24 protein-coding genes and 1 pseudogene are annotated in these 18,281 nt (G+C 47.8%); 5 read left to right on the top strand and 20 right to left on the bottom strand.

Features of this window, described 5'->3' with window-relative positions:
• Positions 1-30: 30 nt before the first annotated feature.
• Positions 31-897, top strand: a complete 867-nt coding sequence (locus E2980_RS21320; protein WP_135154251.1) for an oxidoreductase — start codon at positions 31-33, stop codon at positions 895-897.
• A gap of 474 nt (positions 898-1,371) precedes the next feature.
• Here E2980_RS21320 and E2980_RS24825 read toward each other — a convergent pair.
• The 5 genes and pseudogenes from E2980_RS24825 to E2980_RS21300 all read right to left on the bottom strand — a co-directional run.
• Positions 1,372-1,458 (bottom strand): annotated as a pseudogene (locus tag E2980_RS24825) (cytochrome c); the annotation flags it as partial.
• 275 nt (positions 1,459-1,733) lie between these two features.
• Positions 1,734-2,039: an MTH1187 family thiamine-binding protein gene (locus E2980_RS21315; RefSeq protein WP_135154250.1), complete on the bottom strand. Its 306-nt coding sequence runs from the start codon at positions 2,037-2,039 to the stop codon at positions 1,734-1,736.
• 29 nt (positions 2,040-2,068) lie between these two features.
• Positions 2,069-3,172, bottom strand: coding sequence for a nitric oxide synthase oxygenase (locus E2980_RS21310; RefSeq protein WP_135154249.1), 1,104 nt, complete (start codon positions 3,170-3,172; stop codon positions 2,069-2,071).
• A gap of 33 nt (positions 3,173-3,205) precedes the next feature.
• Positions 3,206-3,490 carry a hypothetical protein gene (locus E2980_RS21305; protein ID WP_135154248.1) on the bottom strand — a complete coding sequence of 95 codons (285 nt, stop codon included), beginning with the start codon at positions 3,488-3,490 and terminating at the stop codon, positions 3,206-3,208.
• Positions 3,491-3,572: 82 nt separating this feature from the next.
• A complete protein-coding gene (locus tag E2980_RS21300) occupies positions 3,573-4,172 on the bottom strand; it encodes a DUF3221 domain-containing protein (RefSeq protein WP_135154247.1) in 600 nt (199 codons plus the stop codon).
• A 161-nt stretch (positions 4,173-4,333) separates the two neighbouring features.
• Between E2980_RS21300 and xerS the strand changes: the two genes are divergently transcribed.
• Positions 4,334-5,419, top strand: coding sequence for a tyrosine recombinase XerS (gene xerS / locus E2980_RS21295; protein ID WP_135154246.1), 1,086 nt, complete (start codon positions 4,334-4,336; stop codon positions 5,417-5,419).
• Positions 5,420-5,478: 59 nt separating this feature from the next.
• Here xerS and E2980_RS21290 read toward each other — a convergent pair whose 3' ends face one another.
• Positions 5,479-5,718 (bottom strand): hypothetical protein, encoded by a 240-nt coding sequence (locus E2980_RS21290; protein ID WP_135154245.1) that lies wholly within the window; start codon positions 5,716-5,718, stop codon positions 5,479-5,481.
• The gene (locus tag E2980_RS21285) at positions 5,711-6,322 is read right to left on the bottom strand and encodes a DUF3990 domain-containing protein (protein WP_167747212.1); all 612 of its coding nucleotides are present in this window, start codon (positions 6,320-6,322) and stop codon (positions 5,711-5,713) included. The genes E2980_RS21290 and E2980_RS21285 overlap by 8 nt, the downstream gene beginning before the upstream one ends.
• Positions 6,323-6,524: 202 nt before the next feature.
• On the opposite strand from E2980_RS21285, the gene fumC reads away from it, so the two are divergent.
• Positions 6,525-7,913 carry a class II fumarate hydratase gene (gene fumC, locus E2980_RS21280; protein WP_135154272.1) on the top strand — a complete coding sequence of 463 codons (1,389 nt, stop codon included), beginning with the start codon at positions 6,525-6,527 and terminating at the stop codon, positions 7,911-7,913.
• A gap of 245 nt (positions 7,914-8,158) precedes the next feature.
• Positions 8,159-8,503 (top strand): DUF3889 domain-containing protein, encoded by a 345-nt coding sequence (locus E2980_RS21275; protein WP_135154243.1) that lies wholly within the window; start codon positions 8,159-8,161, stop codon positions 8,501-8,503.
• 18 nt (positions 8,504-8,521) lie between these two features.
• On the opposite strand, the gene E2980_RS21270 is transcribed toward E2980_RS21275, so the two are convergent.
• The 4 genes from E2980_RS21270 to E2980_RS21255 all read right to left on the bottom strand — a co-directional run bounded on the left by E2980_RS21270 (position 8,522) and on the right by E2980_RS21255 (position 11,416).
• On the bottom strand, positions 8,522-8,917 hold the full coding sequence (locus tag E2980_RS21270; protein ID WP_135154242.1) for an MmcQ/YjbR family DNA-binding protein: 396 nt from the start codon (positions 8,915-8,917) through the stop codon (positions 8,522-8,524).
• A 55-nt stretch (positions 8,918-8,972) separates the two neighbouring features.
• The gene (locus E2980_RS21265) at positions 8,973-9,956 is read right to left on the bottom strand and encodes a FecCD family ABC transporter permease (protein WP_135154241.1); all 984 of its coding nucleotides are present in this window, start codon (positions 9,954-9,956) and stop codon (positions 8,973-8,975) included.
• On the bottom strand, positions 9,956-10,984 hold the full coding sequence (locus tag E2980_RS21260) for a FecCD family ABC transporter permease (protein WP_135154240.1): 1,029 nt from the start codon (positions 10,982-10,984) through the stop codon (positions 9,956-9,958). Before E2980_RS21260 ends, E2980_RS21265 begins: the two co-directional genes overlap by 1 nt.
• 93 nt (positions 10,985-11,077) lie before the next feature.
• A complete protein-coding gene (locus E2980_RS21255) occupies positions 11,078-11,416 on the bottom strand; it encodes an ArsR/SmtB family transcription factor (RefSeq protein ID WP_135154239.1) in 339 nt (112 codons plus the stop codon).
• A gap of 108 nt (positions 11,417-11,524) precedes the next feature.
• Here E2980_RS21255 and E2980_RS21250 point away from each other — a divergent pair, with 108 nt between their 5' ends.
• Positions 11,525-12,895, top strand: a complete 1,371-nt coding sequence (locus tag E2980_RS21250) for an MFS transporter (RefSeq protein WP_135154238.1) — start codon at positions 11,525-11,527, stop codon at positions 12,893-12,895.
• A gap of 96 nt (positions 12,896-12,991) precedes the next feature.
• Here E2980_RS21250 and E2980_RS21245 read toward each other — a convergent pair whose 3' ends face one another.
• The 9 genes from E2980_RS21245 to E2980_RS21210 all read right to left on the bottom strand — a co-directional run bounded on the left by E2980_RS21245 (position 12,992) and on the right by E2980_RS21210 (position 18,119).
• On the bottom strand, positions 12,992-13,417 hold the full coding sequence (locus E2980_RS21245; protein WP_135154237.1) for a GNAT family N-acetyltransferase: 426 nt from the start codon (positions 13,415-13,417) through the stop codon (positions 12,992-12,994).
• Complete coding sequence (locus E2980_RS21240; RefSeq protein ID WP_240703131.1) at positions 13,414-13,866, bottom strand: DinB family protein; 453 nt, start codon at positions 13,864-13,866, stop codon at positions 13,414-13,416. Before E2980_RS21240 ends, E2980_RS21245 begins: the two co-directional genes overlap by 4 nt.
• A 104-nt stretch (positions 13,867-13,970) precedes the next feature.
• The gene (locus tag E2980_RS24375; RefSeq protein ID WP_167747209.1) at positions 13,971-14,267 is read right to left on the bottom strand and encodes a hypothetical protein; all 297 of its coding nucleotides are present in this window, start codon (positions 14,265-14,267) and stop codon (positions 13,971-13,973) included.
• A gap of 116 nt (positions 14,268-14,383) precedes the next feature.
• Positions 14,384-14,806 carry a stalk domain-containing protein gene (locus tag E2980_RS21235; protein ID WP_167747211.1) on the bottom strand — a complete coding sequence of 141 codons (423 nt, stop codon included), beginning with the start codon at positions 14,804-14,806 and terminating at the stop codon, positions 14,384-14,386.
• Between the two features lie 147 nt (positions 14,807-14,953).
• Entirely contained in the window at positions 14,954-16,084 is a 1,131-nt protein-coding gene (locus tag E2980_RS21230; RefSeq protein WP_135154234.1) for an NADH:flavin oxidoreductase, read from the bottom strand.
• A 103-nt stretch (positions 16,085-16,187) separates the two neighbouring features.
• Entirely contained in the window at positions 16,188-16,499 is a 312-nt protein-coding gene (locus tag E2980_RS21225) for an ArsR/SmtB family transcription factor (RefSeq protein ID WP_135154233.1), read from the bottom strand.
• Positions 16,500-16,546: 47 nt separating this feature from the next.
• Entirely contained in the window at positions 16,547-17,083 is a 537-nt protein-coding gene (locus tag E2980_RS21220) for a DMT family transporter (RefSeq protein ID WP_167747210.1), read from the bottom strand.
• A gap of 39 nt (positions 17,084-17,122) precedes the next feature.
• Positions 17,123-17,401, bottom strand: a complete 279-nt coding sequence (locus E2980_RS21215; protein ID WP_135154231.1) for a hypothetical protein — start codon at positions 17,399-17,401, stop codon at positions 17,123-17,125.
• A gap of 28 nt (positions 17,402-17,429) precedes the next feature.
• The gene (locus tag E2980_RS21210; RefSeq protein ID WP_135154230.1) at positions 17,430-18,119 is read right to left on the bottom strand and encodes an HAD family hydrolase; all 690 of its coding nucleotides are present in this window, start codon (positions 18,117-18,119) and stop codon (positions 17,430-17,432) included.
• Positions 18,120-18,281: the final 162 nt, after the last annotated feature.

The following is an 18,281-nucleotide window of genomic DNA, read 5'->3' as shown; positions in this document are numbered from 1 at the left end:
TAGCGAAAGAACGACACAGGAGGAATTATCATGTCAACCAAACAACGCGTCTGGTTCATTACAGGAACTTCAACAGGATTGGGACGCTCCCTCGCGGAGAAAGTAATCGCTCACGGCGATCGCCTTGCGGCAGCCGCACGCAACATCAAGGATATTGAAGCTTTGAAGGAGCTTGCGCCTGATCGCGTATTGACTCTTAAGCTAGACGTTCACAATGAAGATGAAGCAAGGAAAGCCGTTTCAGCCACCCTTGATGCCTTCGGACAGATCGATGTGCTGGTCAACAATGCCGGTTACGGCTTGCTCGGAGCTTTTCAAGAAGTAACCGATGAACAAGTCCGTAATCAATTCGATACGAATGTATTCGGCTTGATGAACGTAACTCGCGCTGTCTTGCCGGCGCTGGTCGAACGTCGTTCGGGCCATATTTTGAATATATCGTCCATTCTTGGACTGACCTCTTATCCCGGATTCTCCGTTTATTCGGCCAGCAAATATGCGGTGGAGGGCTTCACGGTCGGCCTTGCCCATGAACTTGCCGCTCTGGGAGTAAAAGTGACGGCTATCGAACCTGGTGCGTTCCGCACGAAATGGGCAACTACGACGCTAGAGAAAGCACCCGCCGCAACGGCAGCTTACAGTGAATCCTCCGGCGGAGTTCGCAGCTGGCTGACTGGCTTGAACGGTGCTCAACCGGGGGACCCGGAACGCGCGGCAGATATCATGATTAAGCTGGTTGAGACCGAGAACCCGCCGTTGCATCTAGTCCTGGGTCGCCAAGCGCTTCAGGATGCCAAGGATAAGATCGGCTCGCTATACAGCAGCATAGAGAAGTGGGCGGATGTTACCATCTCCGGAGACTTTGATGAACCGGTAGTGGACAAATTCCCTCAATAAATCTGATTTCTCGCGATGAAATAGAACCGTCAGGATTCCAGGCGGTTCTTTATTTTACGCTGTGAATATTCAGGAACTGTCAAAATACAAAAGGTTATTGTCTGAGGTCAAGAACTTTGTCCCATTCCCGAGAGGGGATTATTAAGTTCCCTCAGTACGATATGATTTTCTCACAAATGCTCGCTTATTATTCGCAGGATTTCGCCCGGATGGTAAGGGTGAAAGTCAAGAAGGGGAACTCCGTGATAGACTTCGACAAATCGGACAATGTTCTTGTCATTTATCGGATAATGTTCTTGTTTTGTTGTCATCCGACAAGGAAAGTGGGAATTGACGTCACTGTCATCAGTACATATGTATAAAATACGGGTTTTGTGAATAAGTAGTCATCCAATAAATATCAGCAATCCGAATTTGACCTTCGATCCTAATTAACCATGAATCCAAATCAAGATATTGATAATCTCATCCTCTTAACTTACCGCCAACATTACTTAATTGTGGCCCGATTGAACCTTGCAGTTGATCGCCATGACAAGATAAGCAATCCTGTTTATAAATCTGATCAGCTGCGTTCACATTGACAGGCTTGTCCGGCACCGTAACTTCTGGCAATTCTGGTGTTTAATCCCGACAACAACCACCTATACACTAAACCATCACCTCAGCGAAATCAGGATATTCGAATCTTTTCCTTATTTTACGCTTGCAAGCAAAGGTAAAAACAGGTCATACGTCGTGCTGACGTCTATCAATGTCGCCCTCTTATTAGTTTACATAATTATAGTTATGTTAAACATTCATTATTGTATTAATTAATACCATTAACTAATCCTCTACTTCAGCTTCTCTTCAACCGACAGAAGCTTCTGTTCCATCGTGCCTTTCTTATCTCTGCGGTCATCGATGGTAATTGACGTGGAGACCCGCATGGCCCCGTGCTCGAAGGGTACCTCATGCATTTGCCTCACTACCGCTAACAGATCATCCAATTCTCCCTCGATAATCGTACTCATTGGCGTCAATTGATACTTAATCTTGTCTTCGGATTGCATCAACACTTGATGAACCTTCGCAACATACTCGCCTACGCTAGGCGTGCCTGTTCCTAATGGGACAATCGTCACTTGAACAATGGCCATCTCAAATACGACCTCCTAATACTCCTTGCTTAAAAAGCTCTCGGTTGAGCCACATAATCCGGTTTAATCGCCCGCTCTTCTAAGTTGCTCTGATGCCATATGGGTGTCGATGCTGGCGACATGGGCGGAATCAGCCATGACCACCGTGCGTTCACGGTGCGGCCGTTATCTTGTTCGCGCTTAGCGAACCGCATAAACTGTTCGGACGCCGTATGATGGTCGACTATACTCACGCCATTTTGCTTGTAAGAATGCAAGACTGCAACGTTGAGCTCGAGCAATGTCCGGTCCTTCCAAAGTGATGTATTCGTGGTTCGATCCAATCCCAACAGATCGGCAATCGCAGGAAGCTCGTTGTAACGGTCGGTGTCCGCCAAATTGCGAGATCCTATTTCCGTTCCCATGTACCAACCGTTGAATGGTGCAGCGGTATACTGAATGCCCCCGATATCAAGTATCATATCCGAGATCATTGGTACCGCGTACCACTTCAGCTTTAACTCGGCGAATTGCTCGATATCCGGGTGTGCGATTTCAACTTCCTTTATATAAGCTTCGGGTATCACAAACCATTTGGGTTGGCTGTTGTCGATCTGGATGACTAGGGGCAGTACGTCATATTTCGTCCCTTGACCCTTCCAACCTAGCTTGACGCATTGTTCTGTGAAATCCACCGATGCTGGATCCCCGACGATAAGGCTTCCTTGCTTATAGCCTGCATATCGGATAAGCTGGTGGTTCCATATTCGAATATTTCGGCCATCCGCTTGCGGTGGAGCAAATACAGTAAGGGTCGGACGAATCCGACCCTCGTTCGTAGCATAAGCGATATGCCTAAAAAGCGCCTCCGCAATGGCGTCTTCCGAATCTGCCGATCTTTCGTCGAACACCTCTAGAGACTCCCAGAACAACCTCCCTATACAGCGACTATTGTTTCTCCAGGCGACCCGCGCTCCATACGTCAATTCTTCTAACGTATGCGAATACGAGCCATTTTCCCGCAAGGAGTCCATAATCTCCGTGATACGCTCATCTCGTTCTAGAATGGAACGTCCCGTTTCTTCATAGAACATTTGGATGAATGCAATTGCTTCCCGTTCAACTTCCGCTTTACAGTTAATGGCATTAATCATAGTTGGCACTCCAGTTAGTTTACATAATTATAGTTATGTCTTAAATCTGTTAACCTTGTTCTTCTCCCGATGCCGATCTATTAGAGTTAATGCAACCCACACGATTGATCCCACGATACAGATCGGGATTACGACTACGAGCAACGTAGCAATGTCGGCTAGATCATCCCACCCCCCGTTTTCCCTCAAGTTCGAATAGAGAAAGACGAAGCAACCCAAGACGTAAACCGAGAAAGGCCACCACCTCCTATGCCATAAAGCGCATATTGGCAAGGCCAGTAATAGAATCCAGACAAGCAAATATCCGAGATCGCTCATGGCTAATCCCCCCTTAATCCATTAGGGTCCATGGACATACCCTTATTGTATCAAATTACCCTTCCTAAACGAAATGACGCTATTAGTCAACGATCCTAAGCTGCGTAATCTGTTTCTCGTTCATGACCTGATAACCCGGAAACCACGCTTCCACCTGTACACCGATCTTCAATACGCTTATATCTACTGGTGAATCTCCGCGCCAGTAAACCGTGATCGGCAATAAGCCGTATTCGTTCCCGTCGATTACAACATAGCTTTTGGTAACATCGTTTTCGTCCAATCGGACTTCCGTGATCGTACCTTGCAAATCTCCCGTGCCTATATCGGCGCTCACAATCTCAAGCCTACTGCCCTTTGTCTGCATCGGATAACTTTCCAACATGACTCCGTCCAGACTCCAAGCTTTCACTTTATATCCAACTTTGACATCGGCAACTGCCTCTGCGGGGAAGTCTACCCAAATCGCCATTGGATTCGAATCATCTGGAGCATTCGGCAATTTATCTACGATAAGAACACGATTTCCGTCAATAGCCGTGATCGTCCCTTTCATATCGGGATCTTGTACACTGGAATCCGTCCCCGGACCCGCCGGATTGTCGTTCGGTTTATTCCCGCATGCTGTCAACGCCAGTATCAATAACCCGATCATTATCGTTAATAGGATGTTCTTTCTCATTCTGCAGCCCCTTTTCTCTAATGGCTTACTTGACGCTTATTACTCTCTAGACGAGCGAGAACTTCGGATAGTTGCTTCAGGAAATGCCGTCGACTGCATACTGCACTTGAATATTTTAACGACAGCCAGTACAGTTGATTTATACCGAACGGGGTGAATCGATGAACCTTCAGAAACGCAAAGACCGGATAGAACTCGACCAAAGAATACCGAGGATGCCCTGGTACGTCGAGAAATTCATGAACTATAAGCTGCCCGACCTCTCTCCGTCGTCATTGCTAGAGTACATAAGGGATTACGAGGCGTTCCTGTCTTGGCTAATGGCGGAAGGATTGACTTCAGCGGGGAAAATGACGGAAATCCCTCTCGAGGACTTAGAGCGGCTGCACATGGATAGCGTCGATAATTTCCGAATGTTCCTCGCTACCAAGCGGGACAATGCGAACACGAAGACGACCATATCCCGCAAGCTTTCGTCCTTGCGTTCCCTGTTTCATTACTTAAGCCAGATCGCCGAGGACGATAACTTCTATCCTCTTCTTAAACGAAACGTCATGGCCAAGGTGTCGGTAAAGAGAACGCAGAAGCCTAAAGACACCGCGGCTAAGCTGGAGGGTAAGCTTCTTCAGGAGCAAGAGATACTCGAATTCATTAACTACATTAAACAAGATTACGCCCACGACGTGTCTACGAACAAGCAAGCAATCTATGCCCACGAACATAACCGGATTCGCGACTGTTGTATCGTCAGCCTCATTCTCAATTCCGGCCTTCGGGTATCCGAACTCGTTAACCTGAATATGGACGACTTGGATTTCAAAAAGCGGCTTGTCTACGTCTTCCGTAAAGGTAAGAACGACGATACTTTCAAGACTCCGGTCTATTTCCGGCAGGACGCGATCGTCGATCTGGAACAATACTTAAGCCAGCGCGAGACGAGGTACAAAGCTCCGAAGAAGGAGAAAGCCCTTTTCTTGGCCATCGCCAACGGGAAAAAGGAAGGTTCGAGAATGACCAAGCGGGCTATCCAGGAGATGGTCATGAAATACGCCAAGCGGTTCGGCAAACCTTACTTGTCCGTCCATAAGCTCAGGCACTCTTTTGCCACTGACTATTACTTAAGCAACGACCTATACAAAACCCAAGAGCAACTTGGGCATGCCTCTCCGGAAACGACGCAAATCTATGCCCATCTCACCGATAAGACAATGGCCGAAGCTATCGATCGCCGCAAAGCGGAAGAATAACGGAATATCCTATGCTGATCGCCGAAAACAAAAACCACTCCATCCACGGAGTGGTTTCATTATTGCGCTAACGCCGCCGCTTCTTCCCTACGCTTGAGAATGGCATTGATCCATTCTTTGCCGGTGCGTCCCTCTTGCTTGGCAAGGTGGAAATATTCCGCATAATCAGAAGCCATAGGGTATCCGCCGATTAATCCCATGACCGCGCGGTATTCCTCGATGATTTCTTTCGCGACAGTCGGGGTGTAACCGTACAATTGATGCAACTGCTCGGCGATTGCCTTTTCGTAACTATTCATTCTCTTCTCTGTTGCTATGGTAACGCCACCTTCTTCCCTGATAGACGTAAGCTCCCGAAATGTTTAGCATAGGCGCTAGCTCTTCCATGCAGAAAACGATTTGGTTCCCAAGCTTCAAGCTGTCGAGACGTCGATTTGTCGAATTGCGGGTAATCTTATCCAGGAACCATTCGCTATCCTTCTTTAATCTTACCCCATCCTGCACAATCTTACCAGTATCCGCATCCGCCATAGGTCCGATAACGATGTTCGCGTGTCTCGGACAAGGATCGGCTCCATTCACCCGAACCTTACGATGTTCATATATATATTTCGCCCAATCGTGAGAGATTCCTGTGAAAATTCTGGAGTTCGGTTGAAAGTCCAAACGGTCCGGTTGAACGGAAATCTCAAGCACGCAAGGATGACCCTTATTGAGCTTATCTTGCATGGAACGAGCCCAATCCTTGGCTTGTTCAATCGATATCGTGGTGTATAGACCATGACCGAAGTCGCGCCCGCTTTTCCAATATCTCTTGTTTAATAACCGTTCCTTGAACGAATCCAGGTGAATATCCAAAGTGCCGTGATATACGCTAGAAGGAAAGACGACGTCGATACTCAAATAAGGCACCTCCGGCAATCAGCCTAAGCAATGATCAATCTATTATAAACTTCAAATTCTTGGATAGGAATGGTTACTAGGGACCCTGGTTCAGAAGTCCCAAAAGCTATTCATTGTTCGATGCAATGTTTAAATTATTCCTATAAGATAGATGCTACACGTAATATCCATGCCAACAAATCTAGGAAGTCGAGGTGTAACCGTGGAATATCGGATCGAGAAGGATTCATTGGGCGAGGTTAGGGTTGCAGCGGATAAGCTGTGGGGTGCCCAGACGGAGCGAAGCTTGGCGAATTTCAAGATCGGTACGGAGAAAATGCCGATAGAGCTTATACGAGTGTTCGCACTCCTTAAGAAAAGTGCCGCGATCGTGAACTTGGAGCTTGGTAAGTTAGATGCCGACAAGTCCCATGCGATCATTGCTGCAGCTGATGAGATCATGCAGGGAAAATGGGATGGCCACTTCCCCCTTGCCGTATGGCAGACAGGCAGCGGAACGCAGTCCAACATGAACGTGAACGAAGTGATCGCCCATCGCGCCAATCAGCTTCTAGCCGAACAAGGCAGCGAACATCGCGTCCATCCGAACGACGACGTCAACAAGTCGCAAAGCTCTAACGATACATTCCCAACAGCCATGCACATCGCTGCATTGATCGCTGTGGAGGATCAAGTACTGCCTGCGATCCGGAAGTTAAAGGAAACTTTGGAACGCAAGAGTCTACAATTCGCGGATGTAATCAAGATCGGTCGTACCCACCTGCAGGATGCGACTCCTCTCACGCTCGGACAGGAGATGAGCGGCTGGGTTCGCATGCTGGATAAGACCGATCGGATGATCCGGGAAAGCTCGGAGAGCTTGCGCGAGCTTGCGATCGGGGGAACCGCCGTCGGTACGGGCATTAACGCGCATCCTCAATTCGGCTCCAAGGTTGCGGAGCAGCTTAGCAAATTAAGCGGGAAGACATTTGAGACGGCTTCGAACAAGTTCCATGCCCTCACCAGTCACGATGAGCTGGTACACGTTCATGGCGCACTCAAGGCGCTAGCTGCGGATTTAATGAAAATCGCCAACGATGTTCGTTGGTTGGCTAGCGGACCCAGAAGCGGAATCGGCGAGATTACGATTCCGGCGAATGAGCCTGGCAGCTCTATCATGCCTGGAAAGGTGAATCCTACGCAATCGGAAGCCATGACGATGGTCGTGGCGCAAGTGATGGGGAATGACGTCACGATCGGTATCGCGGCAAGCCAAGGAAATTTCGAGCTGAACGTATTCAAGCCGGTTATCATCTACAACTTCCTGCAGACGACGAGACTTCTGTCGGACGCCATCCACTCTTGGAACGACAACTGCGCAGTCGGAATCGAAGCGAATCAAGCGGTCATTCGCGCTCATCTGGAGCGTTCGCTCATGCTGGTTACCGCGCTTAACCCTCATATCGGTTACGAAAATGCGGCATCCATCGCGAAGACAGCCCATAATGAAGGTCTCACCTTGAAAGAGGCTGCATTGCGAAGCGGGCTCTTGACAGAACAGCAGTTCGATGAGATCGTTCGTCCTGAACAGATGATTCATCCGCATGAATAAAAGCAAAAAGTGAGGCGACCGTCGGCCCCTCACTTTTTGCTTTTATTGCTGGCTATCCAGAACGCGAGGATGATGATCGGGATCAGGATGAACCATGGAATATTTATATAACTCCGGGTCAGAATAGCAAAGAGCGTAAGGATAATGAATCCAACGATCAGATATAAACAGCCTCTTCCGAAGGTTTCCAAACGATGCCTCCTCTCCAATAGCACAACTCTAACCAAGGAGAAAGCGATGGTGGGATGATGAACAGATCGATAAGAACGATCATGTTAACCTTAGCGTTAATAATGGCTCACGAAGCAGGATTCTTGATAAAGCCGCCTTCTGTACACGCTGCAACAAGCGTCCCGGAATATGCCAAATGGGGACAAATCGCCATGCAGCAAACCAAAGCCAGGTATCGCGCCGATATCGTCGATTACCTGCACGTGGGACGCGTCCGAGTATCTCAAGGGGTTGCCGAAGAGGTTTTCAAGCTTCGTCTTCGGGAAGGTGCGCGTGAATTCGAAGTCCGGGTGACCATACAATTCTATACTTCGAACGACCGAATCATAACCATCAACTTTCAGGAGACGGCCAACTAAAGGAAGCTTTGCTCGAGGTTACCTATCCTTGACGGAGTCTAAGTAGGATTGTCTGAGCTTCTTCGGGGCTTGGCGCAAATAAGCTTCCACGATCAGCTCTCCGAGCTCGTTCCAATCTTGAATCCGATCAGCATGAATCGAAACCCAGCCGTGCTGTCCGATGTAAGGAGTTCTTGAGTAATCTCCTCTCGCGATGAGCATCTGCTGGGTTTCTTTGTCGGCTTTAATGCTCATTCCCGGCGAATTGCCCTCTTCGCCTTCGCCTATCATTATGAACGTCTTTCCGCCCACTTTGACGACGGAATGCCCGAAGCCGTCGATTTTTTCCTCGATGGACGGCAGCTTGGAGTAGATTTCTCGCGCGCTCCGCAACATGGCAAGTCCTAACTCGGACTTTAATTCGTCGTTTGACATTTTCCAGCACCCTCTCGTAGAAAGAGATCCGATTCCCGACTTCACTTTCCTTCTCTTAAGCTTTGGAACGTGCAAGCAAGTAGAGGAAAAACGGCGCGCCGATGACCGCAACGACGATACCCGTCGGAATCTCCGATGGGCGGGCTAACGTATCGGCTACGATTAATAATAATGCCCCAGTCAACGCGGAGGTCGGCAGTAAGATCTCGTACCTGTTTCCGACCAATCGTCGAGCAAGATGCGGGGCAATCAATCCGATGAACGCAATGCTGCCGCTCACCGCAACGGAAGCGCCCGCCAGCGCTACCGCGACGCCAATAAGGCGAAGTCTCTCCTTCTCTACCCGCGTCCCAAGACCGGCAGCAAGCTGATCCCCGAGATTAAGCACGTTAAGAGTACGAGCCTTATAAATAGCATAAGGAATTAAGACGAGAACCCAAGGTAATAACGCTAACACGAAATTCCAATTGGCGCCCCAGATGGAGCCCGCGTTCCATCTCTCCACGAATTTGAACTTCTCGGGATTAAGTTGAAGCGTGATCGTAACTGTTGCTGCATAAATAGCGGCGGCCATCGCGATCCCCGTAAGGATGAGTCGGAAAGGCGATACCCCTTCGTTCTTCTTAAAGGCGAGCAAGTAAATGATGATAGCCGTGAGAGCTGCGCCTCCGAAAGCCAGCAGAGGTAACAAGAAGACTGGCGACGAACCCATATTAGGAAAATACATGATATAAATCAGTACTGCAAGTCCGGCTCCGGCATTGATTCCTAGAATACCCGGTTCCGCAAGGCCGTTGCGCGTAATCCCTTGCAGGATGCATCCCGATACGGCTAGTCCCATTCCAACCAATAGGGAGACGATAATCCGCGGTAATCGGAACTCGAACAGGATCAGGTGCTGGCGATCGGTTCCGCCTCCGAATAACGTGCGTAGAACCTCCATCGGCGTTAAATGAATCAATCCCGTATTCATGCTAATTAGGAAAACGGTTAGGATGAGAATGGCGATGGCGGTCAGTACCGCGATTCCTTTCGACATCAGATCCCCCTCCCGTCTCTACGAGTCAGATAGAGGAAGAAAGGCACGCCGATGAGCGCGACTAGAACGCCTATCGGCGTCTCAGCGGGAGCATTGATCATTCGGGCTCCGATGTCTGCCAGCACGAGGAACAAGCTGCCAAGGACCGCGGAGCATGGAATGATCCACCGGTAGTCAACCCCGACTAGGAATCGTGTCAGATGAGGAATAATAAGGCCTACGAATCCAATGGAGCCGACAACGGAGACGGCAGCTCCGGCCAAGATGAGCACGACCGCTGAGCCGGCAATCTTCACAAGACGCGTTCTTTGTCCTAGGTTCGCGGCAACTTCATCCCCAAGGCTCAGGACGGTTATGGATCTTGACAGTAGGTGCGCTACGATGAGAGCGCCAATAGCCCATGGGAATATCATGTTAAAATGCAACCATCTTGTCCCCGCTACTGCGCCGGCGTACCAGAATGCCAAATCGCGGCCGATGTTGAATTGGATGGCGATACCTTCCGTCAAAGCCAATAGCAAGGCAGAGACCGCGGCACCGGATAAAGCCAAGCGCACGGGTGTCAGCCCGGTTCTCGACAAAGATCCGATTCCGAATACGATACCTGCTCCCAAACCTGCTCCGAGAAAAGCGAACAGCGTTAAGTTAAACTGCGAGATGCCGGGAGAGATTGCTATGCATAAGGCGAGCACGAAAGCGGCGCCCGAGTTGATCCCAAGCAGACCAGAGTCGGCCAAAGGATTGCGCGTCATTCCTTGCATGATCGACCCTGCGACGGCAAAGCAGGCTCCTACGACCGCGCTAAGCAGCGCGCGAGGCAAACGCAGTTCATGAATGAGCTGATGCTGGTTCTGCGCAGGATCGAATTGGAAGACGGCAGCCCATACGGTCGTGAATTTTATATCAGCTACGCCTACGGATATTGCCCAAGTCAAAGCTATCGCTAGTGCGCCAAGTCCTCCTATTATAATAATCGAAGCCGCTAAAGGCCTAGATTTGAACTTCCCTTTAGACTCTGTCACTGCCATATGTATCTCCCTTAACCTCAGCTGCTAACGATATGTGCTGATAATAATTATCAGTTGCAATGTTATCATGACTGGTAAGGGATTTCAATTAAATCATTCCAAATGGGATAGCGTAATTTTCTCATCGGAGGTATCATAAGCATCCAGCACGGAAGCCAGCAGACCCGGAAACCTTTCTTCGAGATCATCCGTGCGAAGGGATAGAAAACGCTGCGTACCTTGCACGCGCACTTTCACCACCCCGGCTTCCCTAAGCGTGCGGGCATGGTGAGATAACGTAGATTTCACTACTGGCACTTCGATATTTCCGCATGTGCACTCTCCCGCTTTGCGTACTTCGGAGATAATAGATAACCGAACGGGATCGCTTAACGCATAGAGCACAGAGGACAAATGAATGTCTGCTTTATCTGGATGAAGTAGGATTTTCACAGTGTATCCTCCTCGATAAGGTAGTGATTGCATTTTATCATATCCCATGCTATATTTCTATTGTTCGACAACAATCGAACTATTAAACAACGGAAACGAGGAATTACTATGTCACTCCCTTCGGAAACGAGTGCTTCTTTTGGTAAGGAACGTCCCGCACTGCGGGAAGGCTTAATAACACTATTACTGGGTATGTCCGTAGTGCTGGTTATCATGAACACGATGATGTTCAATTTGGCGCTTCCGGACGTATCCGTTGCGTTTGATTTGTCCACCACTTCTACTTCTTGGATCGTAACCGGATATTCCATCGTATTCGCGATATCCTCCATTACCTACAGCCGATTGTCGGATTTTGTCCCGATTCGCAAGTTATTTATTATCGGTGTGCTTTCGCTTAGTTTAGCGGCAATAGCCGGATTCTTCAGCGACAGCTACTTGTTCTTGCTAATCGTACGCATTATTCAAGCGTCTGGAGCGGGCTCAATACCTGCTCTATCCTTAGTCCTCATCTCGCGTTATATCCCCTTAGAGCGACGGGGAAAAGCGATGGCAACCATAATGTCCGCGGTATCTCTAGGCCTAGGATTAGGTCCCGTCGCCGGTGGTGCAATCGTCGAATATCTGGGCTGGCATTTTTTATTCGTCGTCACCGCTGTTACGATTCTGCTCGTTCCTTTTTTCGCGATTCTCATTCCCAAGGAGAAACCGACCAAAGGTACTTTCGATGCGTTAGGGGCATTGCTTGTGGGAATCGGAACAACCGGGTTGTTGCTCTTCCTCACGAATCAATCTTGGATCGCCCTTGTTTCCGGAATCGTTGCACTCATTTTGTTCGTCATTAGGATCCGCACTGCCGCCGAGCCGTTCGTTCTACCCGCCCTATTCCGGAATCGCTCGTATTTGAGTTTAGGTGCCGTAGGGATAGCGTCCTATCTTTGCAGCTTCGCCACGCTTTTCCTGCTACCGCAAATCCTGGTGCACCAATATGGCCTTAGCGCGATCGGAGCAGGACTCGTTATTTTCCCGGGATCGATTTTAGCCATGTTGGTCTCCCGCAGAGTAGGCCGGACAATTGACATGCGCGGCAATAGCTCAATCATTCGCTATGTTCCGTTGCTTGTTCTAGCTTCTGTCGTGTTATTCGCCTTGTTCGCAAGCACCGGGTATATCGCCATCCTGTTCATTTATATGATGCTTAGCGTCGGATTCACTTATTTGTCAAGCAGCATCTCGAATGAGATGTCCCGAATTCTCGATAAGTCGCAGATCGGCTCGGGGCTCGGTTTGTTCCAGCTGCTGCAATTCTTCAGCGGCGCATTCGGCGTAGCCATTACCGCCAGCGCTCTAGTATGGCAGAAGCAACTCACCTTCTCGCATGCGTACAGCAATATTTATTGGGGCATGGCAATTGTCGTGGTAATCTCCATCGGTTGTGCGCTTCTCTATCTACGTTCTAACTCACGAGTCAAGCTGTAGCTCGGGTGCACTAGGCCGGTTGTTTCGTCTGATTGAGCTATTTGCGTTAAAAAAATCGCCACTCGGTCTTCAAATTAGGAGGGAGTGGCGATTCTTTTATATTTTAGAAAGTAATTTGACGAAAAGTACTTCTCCTATACCATCATTAATGCCATTAATAATTCCGCATTCCGTGAAACCCATGTGACGATGCCATTGTTGCGGTTCAGCTTCGTTCGCTTGAGATGAGCTGTATAACTTGGTCATCCCTCGGTTAGCGAGCACCTCTTCCGTGAAGGCAAGAAGCTGCCTCCCTATCCCCTTCCGCTGGTGTTCGTGATTAACCCTGATGAGTCCGATATACGGTATTTTCGACCATAAGTACTCTAATCTAAGGAAACCGATGATTCCTTCATTGATGCAGGAAATAATAAATTCATGGTTGTTTAACTTCCATTGTAACTGCGATTCCGTTAATGAGGTATCCTTTTCCGCTATTGCGGTCATATCCTCAATGGTGGCAAATCTTGCGGTTATTTTCATTTCGGTATCCTTTTCCGAATGAGCCGAATCTGACCTCTATGATTGATCTCATCCTCGTAAACGTGGAACCACATGAAGTAATAATTTGCAGGTTTGTTATGCCAGAACGGTTCTTCATGAAATAACCATTCGTCATCCACGGATTTGAACAATTCGTAAGTGCGCTCCCGAACCCTATTCAACCGATCCAAGTAGAAGCCCAGCTCATGACCTTTGATGTGCTCCCTACCCGCTTCGCCTAAATCTAGAGCTTTTCCCCATTCCGCAAGCTCTTCCTCCGACAATTCCCTTCCCTCGAAGGTCTTAACCTGATAGGCATACTCTACAGCGGCAAAATGCAACAAAAGAGCACCTATCGAATTGCTGTTGTCATCAAGAAGAAAGTCTAGCTGCTCAACCGTCAGCTCTTTAACAGCATGAAGCGTAGTGTGCCTGGCATAGTTTATCATCGACAGCAGTTGGCTGATTTGCGGGGTATATCCGGGAATATCCGAGATGAGGTAAATACGATCATAATTTATCAATGGTGGTCTCTCCTTAGTTTGCGAAGTACCTATATGACAACGTATCCAAGCCAGCAGATAACCGCATATACAGGGAGATTTACGGCCCATGCCAGAGTACGCTTGCCTTTTCGAATGAGTATTGCGGATCCTATATAACATAGAGGGAATAGTAGTCCCCAGATCATGAACTTAGGCGTTGCTGCAAGATATAAAGACATCGGGATAACAAGAATCGCGGAAAAATACAAAAACCAATGGCTTCCGACAAGGATGCCGATGATAGAGTTAATGATCGAGGCAATCATTAATGGCCAGAACAGCAAAGAGATTAATAGGGAAATCATAGTGTAATCCCTCGTTTTTTGTGTAAGCTTTACCACAATTATGCCTGAAAATGCAAAGAAGCGCTAGCTAAAATGATCTTAGCCAGCGCTTCAGTGACATCGAAAACGGTGAAGCTTTACTTATCCATCATCATTGGTGTAACTAGGTATGTTTCAATAAAATCTTTGGTTACATAAGTGGTATTTTTCATAACGATTGGAGCTTGCATGAGCATCATCTTGTCCATGCCGACCATGAAATCCTTATGACCCGGCATCAAAGTGATGGTATAAACCTCTGCCATCATATCCATGTCTTTCACGTCTTGCATCATGGCTTTCTTTGTCAGCATAATGCCTTCCATTTTACTCCAAGTGACGGTATAACCTAGGGAGGAGGCGATTTGACGCAGAGGCACCCATGTTTCTCCGTTCTTCTCCACCATCATGAATTTCGAATAGTCCACCTTCATGTTCATCTCGGCTGCGGATGCAAATCCTGGAATCATAAGGCATGCGGCAAGCAGGGATACAGCCATCGTTTTCATCTTTTTGTTCACGATAAATCCTCCTTGTATTGATTCGAATAACAACATCCTCAATGTAATCCCATATTGTTAATAGAGGCTAATCAACTCATTAACAAAGTCTTACATTATGGTTAAATAAAAAAAGCCATCCTAAGATGGCCCCAATACTTACTTCCCTTATATTAAAGTCCTCAACGCGTCCGGGTTAAACGGAGTCAATTCATCAAATCGTCCCTCGCGAATCTTAGCAGCCCAAGCAGGGTCGACCAACAAAGCGCGACCGATCGCTACCAAATCGAATTCCTCGTTCTCTAGACGAGCTAACAGATCGTCAATGTCGGCCGAACCAGCGTCTTTTCCCCCGAAGGTAGTAAGGAAATCCGTATCGAGTCCTACCGATCCTACCGTAATCGTAGGCTTACCCGATAATTTCTTCACCCAGCCTGCGAAGTTAAGGCTTGATCCTTCGAATTCAGGTTCCCAGAAGCGACGTGTCGAGCAATGAAAGATATCTACGCCGGCTTCAACCAGAGGTGTCAAGAACTGTTTCAGCTCCTCCGGACTAGCGGCGAGTTTCGCGTCATATTGAGCCGATTTCCATTGGGACATCCGAAGAATGATCGGGAAATCAGGTCCAACCGCATGGCGGCAGGCAGTAATGATCTCGACGGCAAAACGCGTGCGAGCGATCATGTCTCCGCCATACCCATCCGTCCTTTGATTCGTCCTCTCCCAGAAGAATTGATCGATGAGATATCCGTGAGCGCCATGAAGCTCAATTCCGTCGAACCCGATCCTCTTCGCATCCGCCGCGGCCTGCGCAAAGGCTTTAACGATGGAATCGATCTCCGATTGCGACATCGGCTCGTTAATCTGTTCGCCATTCAGATTAAGACCTGAGGGTCCGATCGACGGCGCTTCCGGATAAGGCAATGATCCGTTCTTACGAGTCATCCCCACGTGCCAGAGCTGCGGTACGATCTTTCCACCCGCTTCATGTACCGCTGCTGCGACCTTTGACCAACCTTCAAGAGACTTCTCCCCATGAAAGTTAGGAATGTTAGGATCGTTCGTTGCTGCAGGATGATTGATCAACGTTCCTTCCGTGACAATGAGTCCAACGCCGTTCTCTGCACGACGTTTGTAATAGGCTGCTACGTTCTCTCCCGGTACTCCATTAGGAGAGAAGCTTCGGGTCATTGGAGCCATGACGACTCTATTATTGAGTTCCAGTGAGCCGAGCTTGATGGGCTTAAACAACGACTTAACCGAAGGGGACGACTTCACGCTTGCGTTCTGATTATCCATGGGATTACCTCCAATAAGCTTGGGTTTTGTTTTTTACATATATTTCTTAATTTCTGTAAATATAGATAAATGTATTCAACAAATCAAGAATCGAATCATTTCGCTACAACTCCGCCAGAATGGACTCTTTGAATTGCTGTATACCTTCCTCGTTGCGCCGGTAATAAGTCCATTGGCCGTGTCGTTTGGATTCCAACAGCCCGGACTTTTGCATTTTGACTAAGTAACTGGATATAACGGATTGCGCGAGCCCTGCCTTTTCGGCTATGGATCCTACGCAAATCCCGCCTTCAAAATGACAATCGCTCGGCATGTGGATCTGGCACCCGAAATGAATTTCAGGCTCCTTCAGCCACTCCAATATCTTGAATCTCGTCTCGTTCGACAGCGCCTTAATAATCGTTAAAGTGTCCATGGTATGAGTATATCTATTTTTATAGAAATGTAAATACCCTTATTTACTTATTGTGCCAACAGAACGATTCCTGCCGTAATCAAGATCGAAGCGACTATGCGACTTCTTCCCTGCTGCTCTTGTAAGATAAAGATTCCCATGAGCGTCCCGAAAACAGTTCCGATCTCCCGCATAGGTGCCATTTGCGATACCGGCATGATTTCGAGCGCCTTCAAGAATAGGATGTACCCTCCAGACGAAAGTATTCCGCCCAATAGGATGGTTTTCCAATTTATTTTCCACTCATGGCGCAGGTCTTGAGATTTCAATGCAATAAATGTCAGCGTAAGGAGATTTCCAACGTTAGTCGCCCAATTTAGCGTATATGGTGGGAAGTATTCCAGAGTGACTTTGTCCGTGACCGTATAGGCGGTTATCATAATGCCCACCAATAAGGCGATGAAGATTGACTTGTTGAAAAGAATAGTGATACCTTTTGAATTCCGATCTCCCACAAGAAAGATGCCCGCGACAATGCACAGGATGCCGATCCAACCTTGCAGCGTAACAGATTCGTTTAGTAGGAGTACGCCTATAACCGGCACTAATAATGGACTCGTCCCTCGCATGATCGGATAAACTTGCTACAAATCACCGATCGTGTAAGCCTTGGCAAGCAACAGGACATACACTCCATGCAGTAGCATACTGGAGGCAATGAGCAACCAGCCTTCTATCGACACCTTATTAATCGTAGGGAGTTCCACCAAGACAAGTGGCAAGAAGATCACAATTGCGGCCAACTGACAATACCAGAGAAAAACGTTCTTGTTGATGCTCCTCTTCGTGAACAGATTCCAGATCGAATGGGCTAAGCCGGATAAGATGATGAGGAGTATGGCTAACTGGGACAGTGGGGTCACCTTGCCTTAGGTTGAAGAGGATTGGGATTCACAATACCCGCAATAGATCTTGAAGATGATTGATTACGTATTTAGGTTTAATCTCGGCCAAGAGCGTTTCTTTTTTCCTGTTATAAAAGCAAAAATCTATGCTCGCATTGATAGATCCGTGATAATCGTCTTCCAATGAATCTCCGACGAACAGCACATCCTTGTGGTCCACCTTCAATCCACTCAGAGCGATATCGAATATTTCTTTCTTAGGCTTCCGAATACCCACTTCATCCGAGATTACGATGGTTCGAAATAAATCAATAATATTACCTGTCGTGAGTCTCTTGTGCTGCGCTTCGCTTATTCCATTCGAAATAATACCCAGTTGATACTTGGTTTTAACGGATGCTAATACTTCTTCTGCCCCCTCTTCAAAGTGACATGTATTGCAGAAGTAATTCCAATAGGTGCTCGTCAGCTGATTATGTAGGATTTGATTCAATTGAAGCGTATCTCGAAAAGAGTTACTCAGGACATCTTCGATGGACTTCGTACTTCCAAGATTAACGAAATCCATCCAGTATCTATAATTATGTCGGGCGAAAGTTTCCCAGAATTTATCCCATTGCGGAACATCATCTACGAATAGATTGTGGTCACGGACGGTTCTTTTCATAGAATCTAATTCGCAGAGCGTATAATTCAGCAATGTATTATCTAAGTCGAAAATAATGGCTTTATACATCGTTATCATCCTCCATCCTCGCTTATAGTGTGCTTTTGAACCTCTCATGACTGAAGTCACGAGATTCTTGGGTAGTCCCCTCTACCGAAGAGAAATTTACCAAGCTAACCCTGTCGTCCCGACAGTTCGTGTAGCGTTTACACGGTAAGCAGTCTTTTGCCT

It is taken from the genome of Cohnella luojiensis (assembly GCF_004564235.1).
GTDB lineage: Bacteria > Bacillota > Bacilli > Paenibacillales > Paenibacillaceae > Cohnella > Cohnella luojiensis.
Note: the sequence above shows the minus strand (reverse complement) of the source record. Positions and strands in the feature narration are given on the sequence as shown.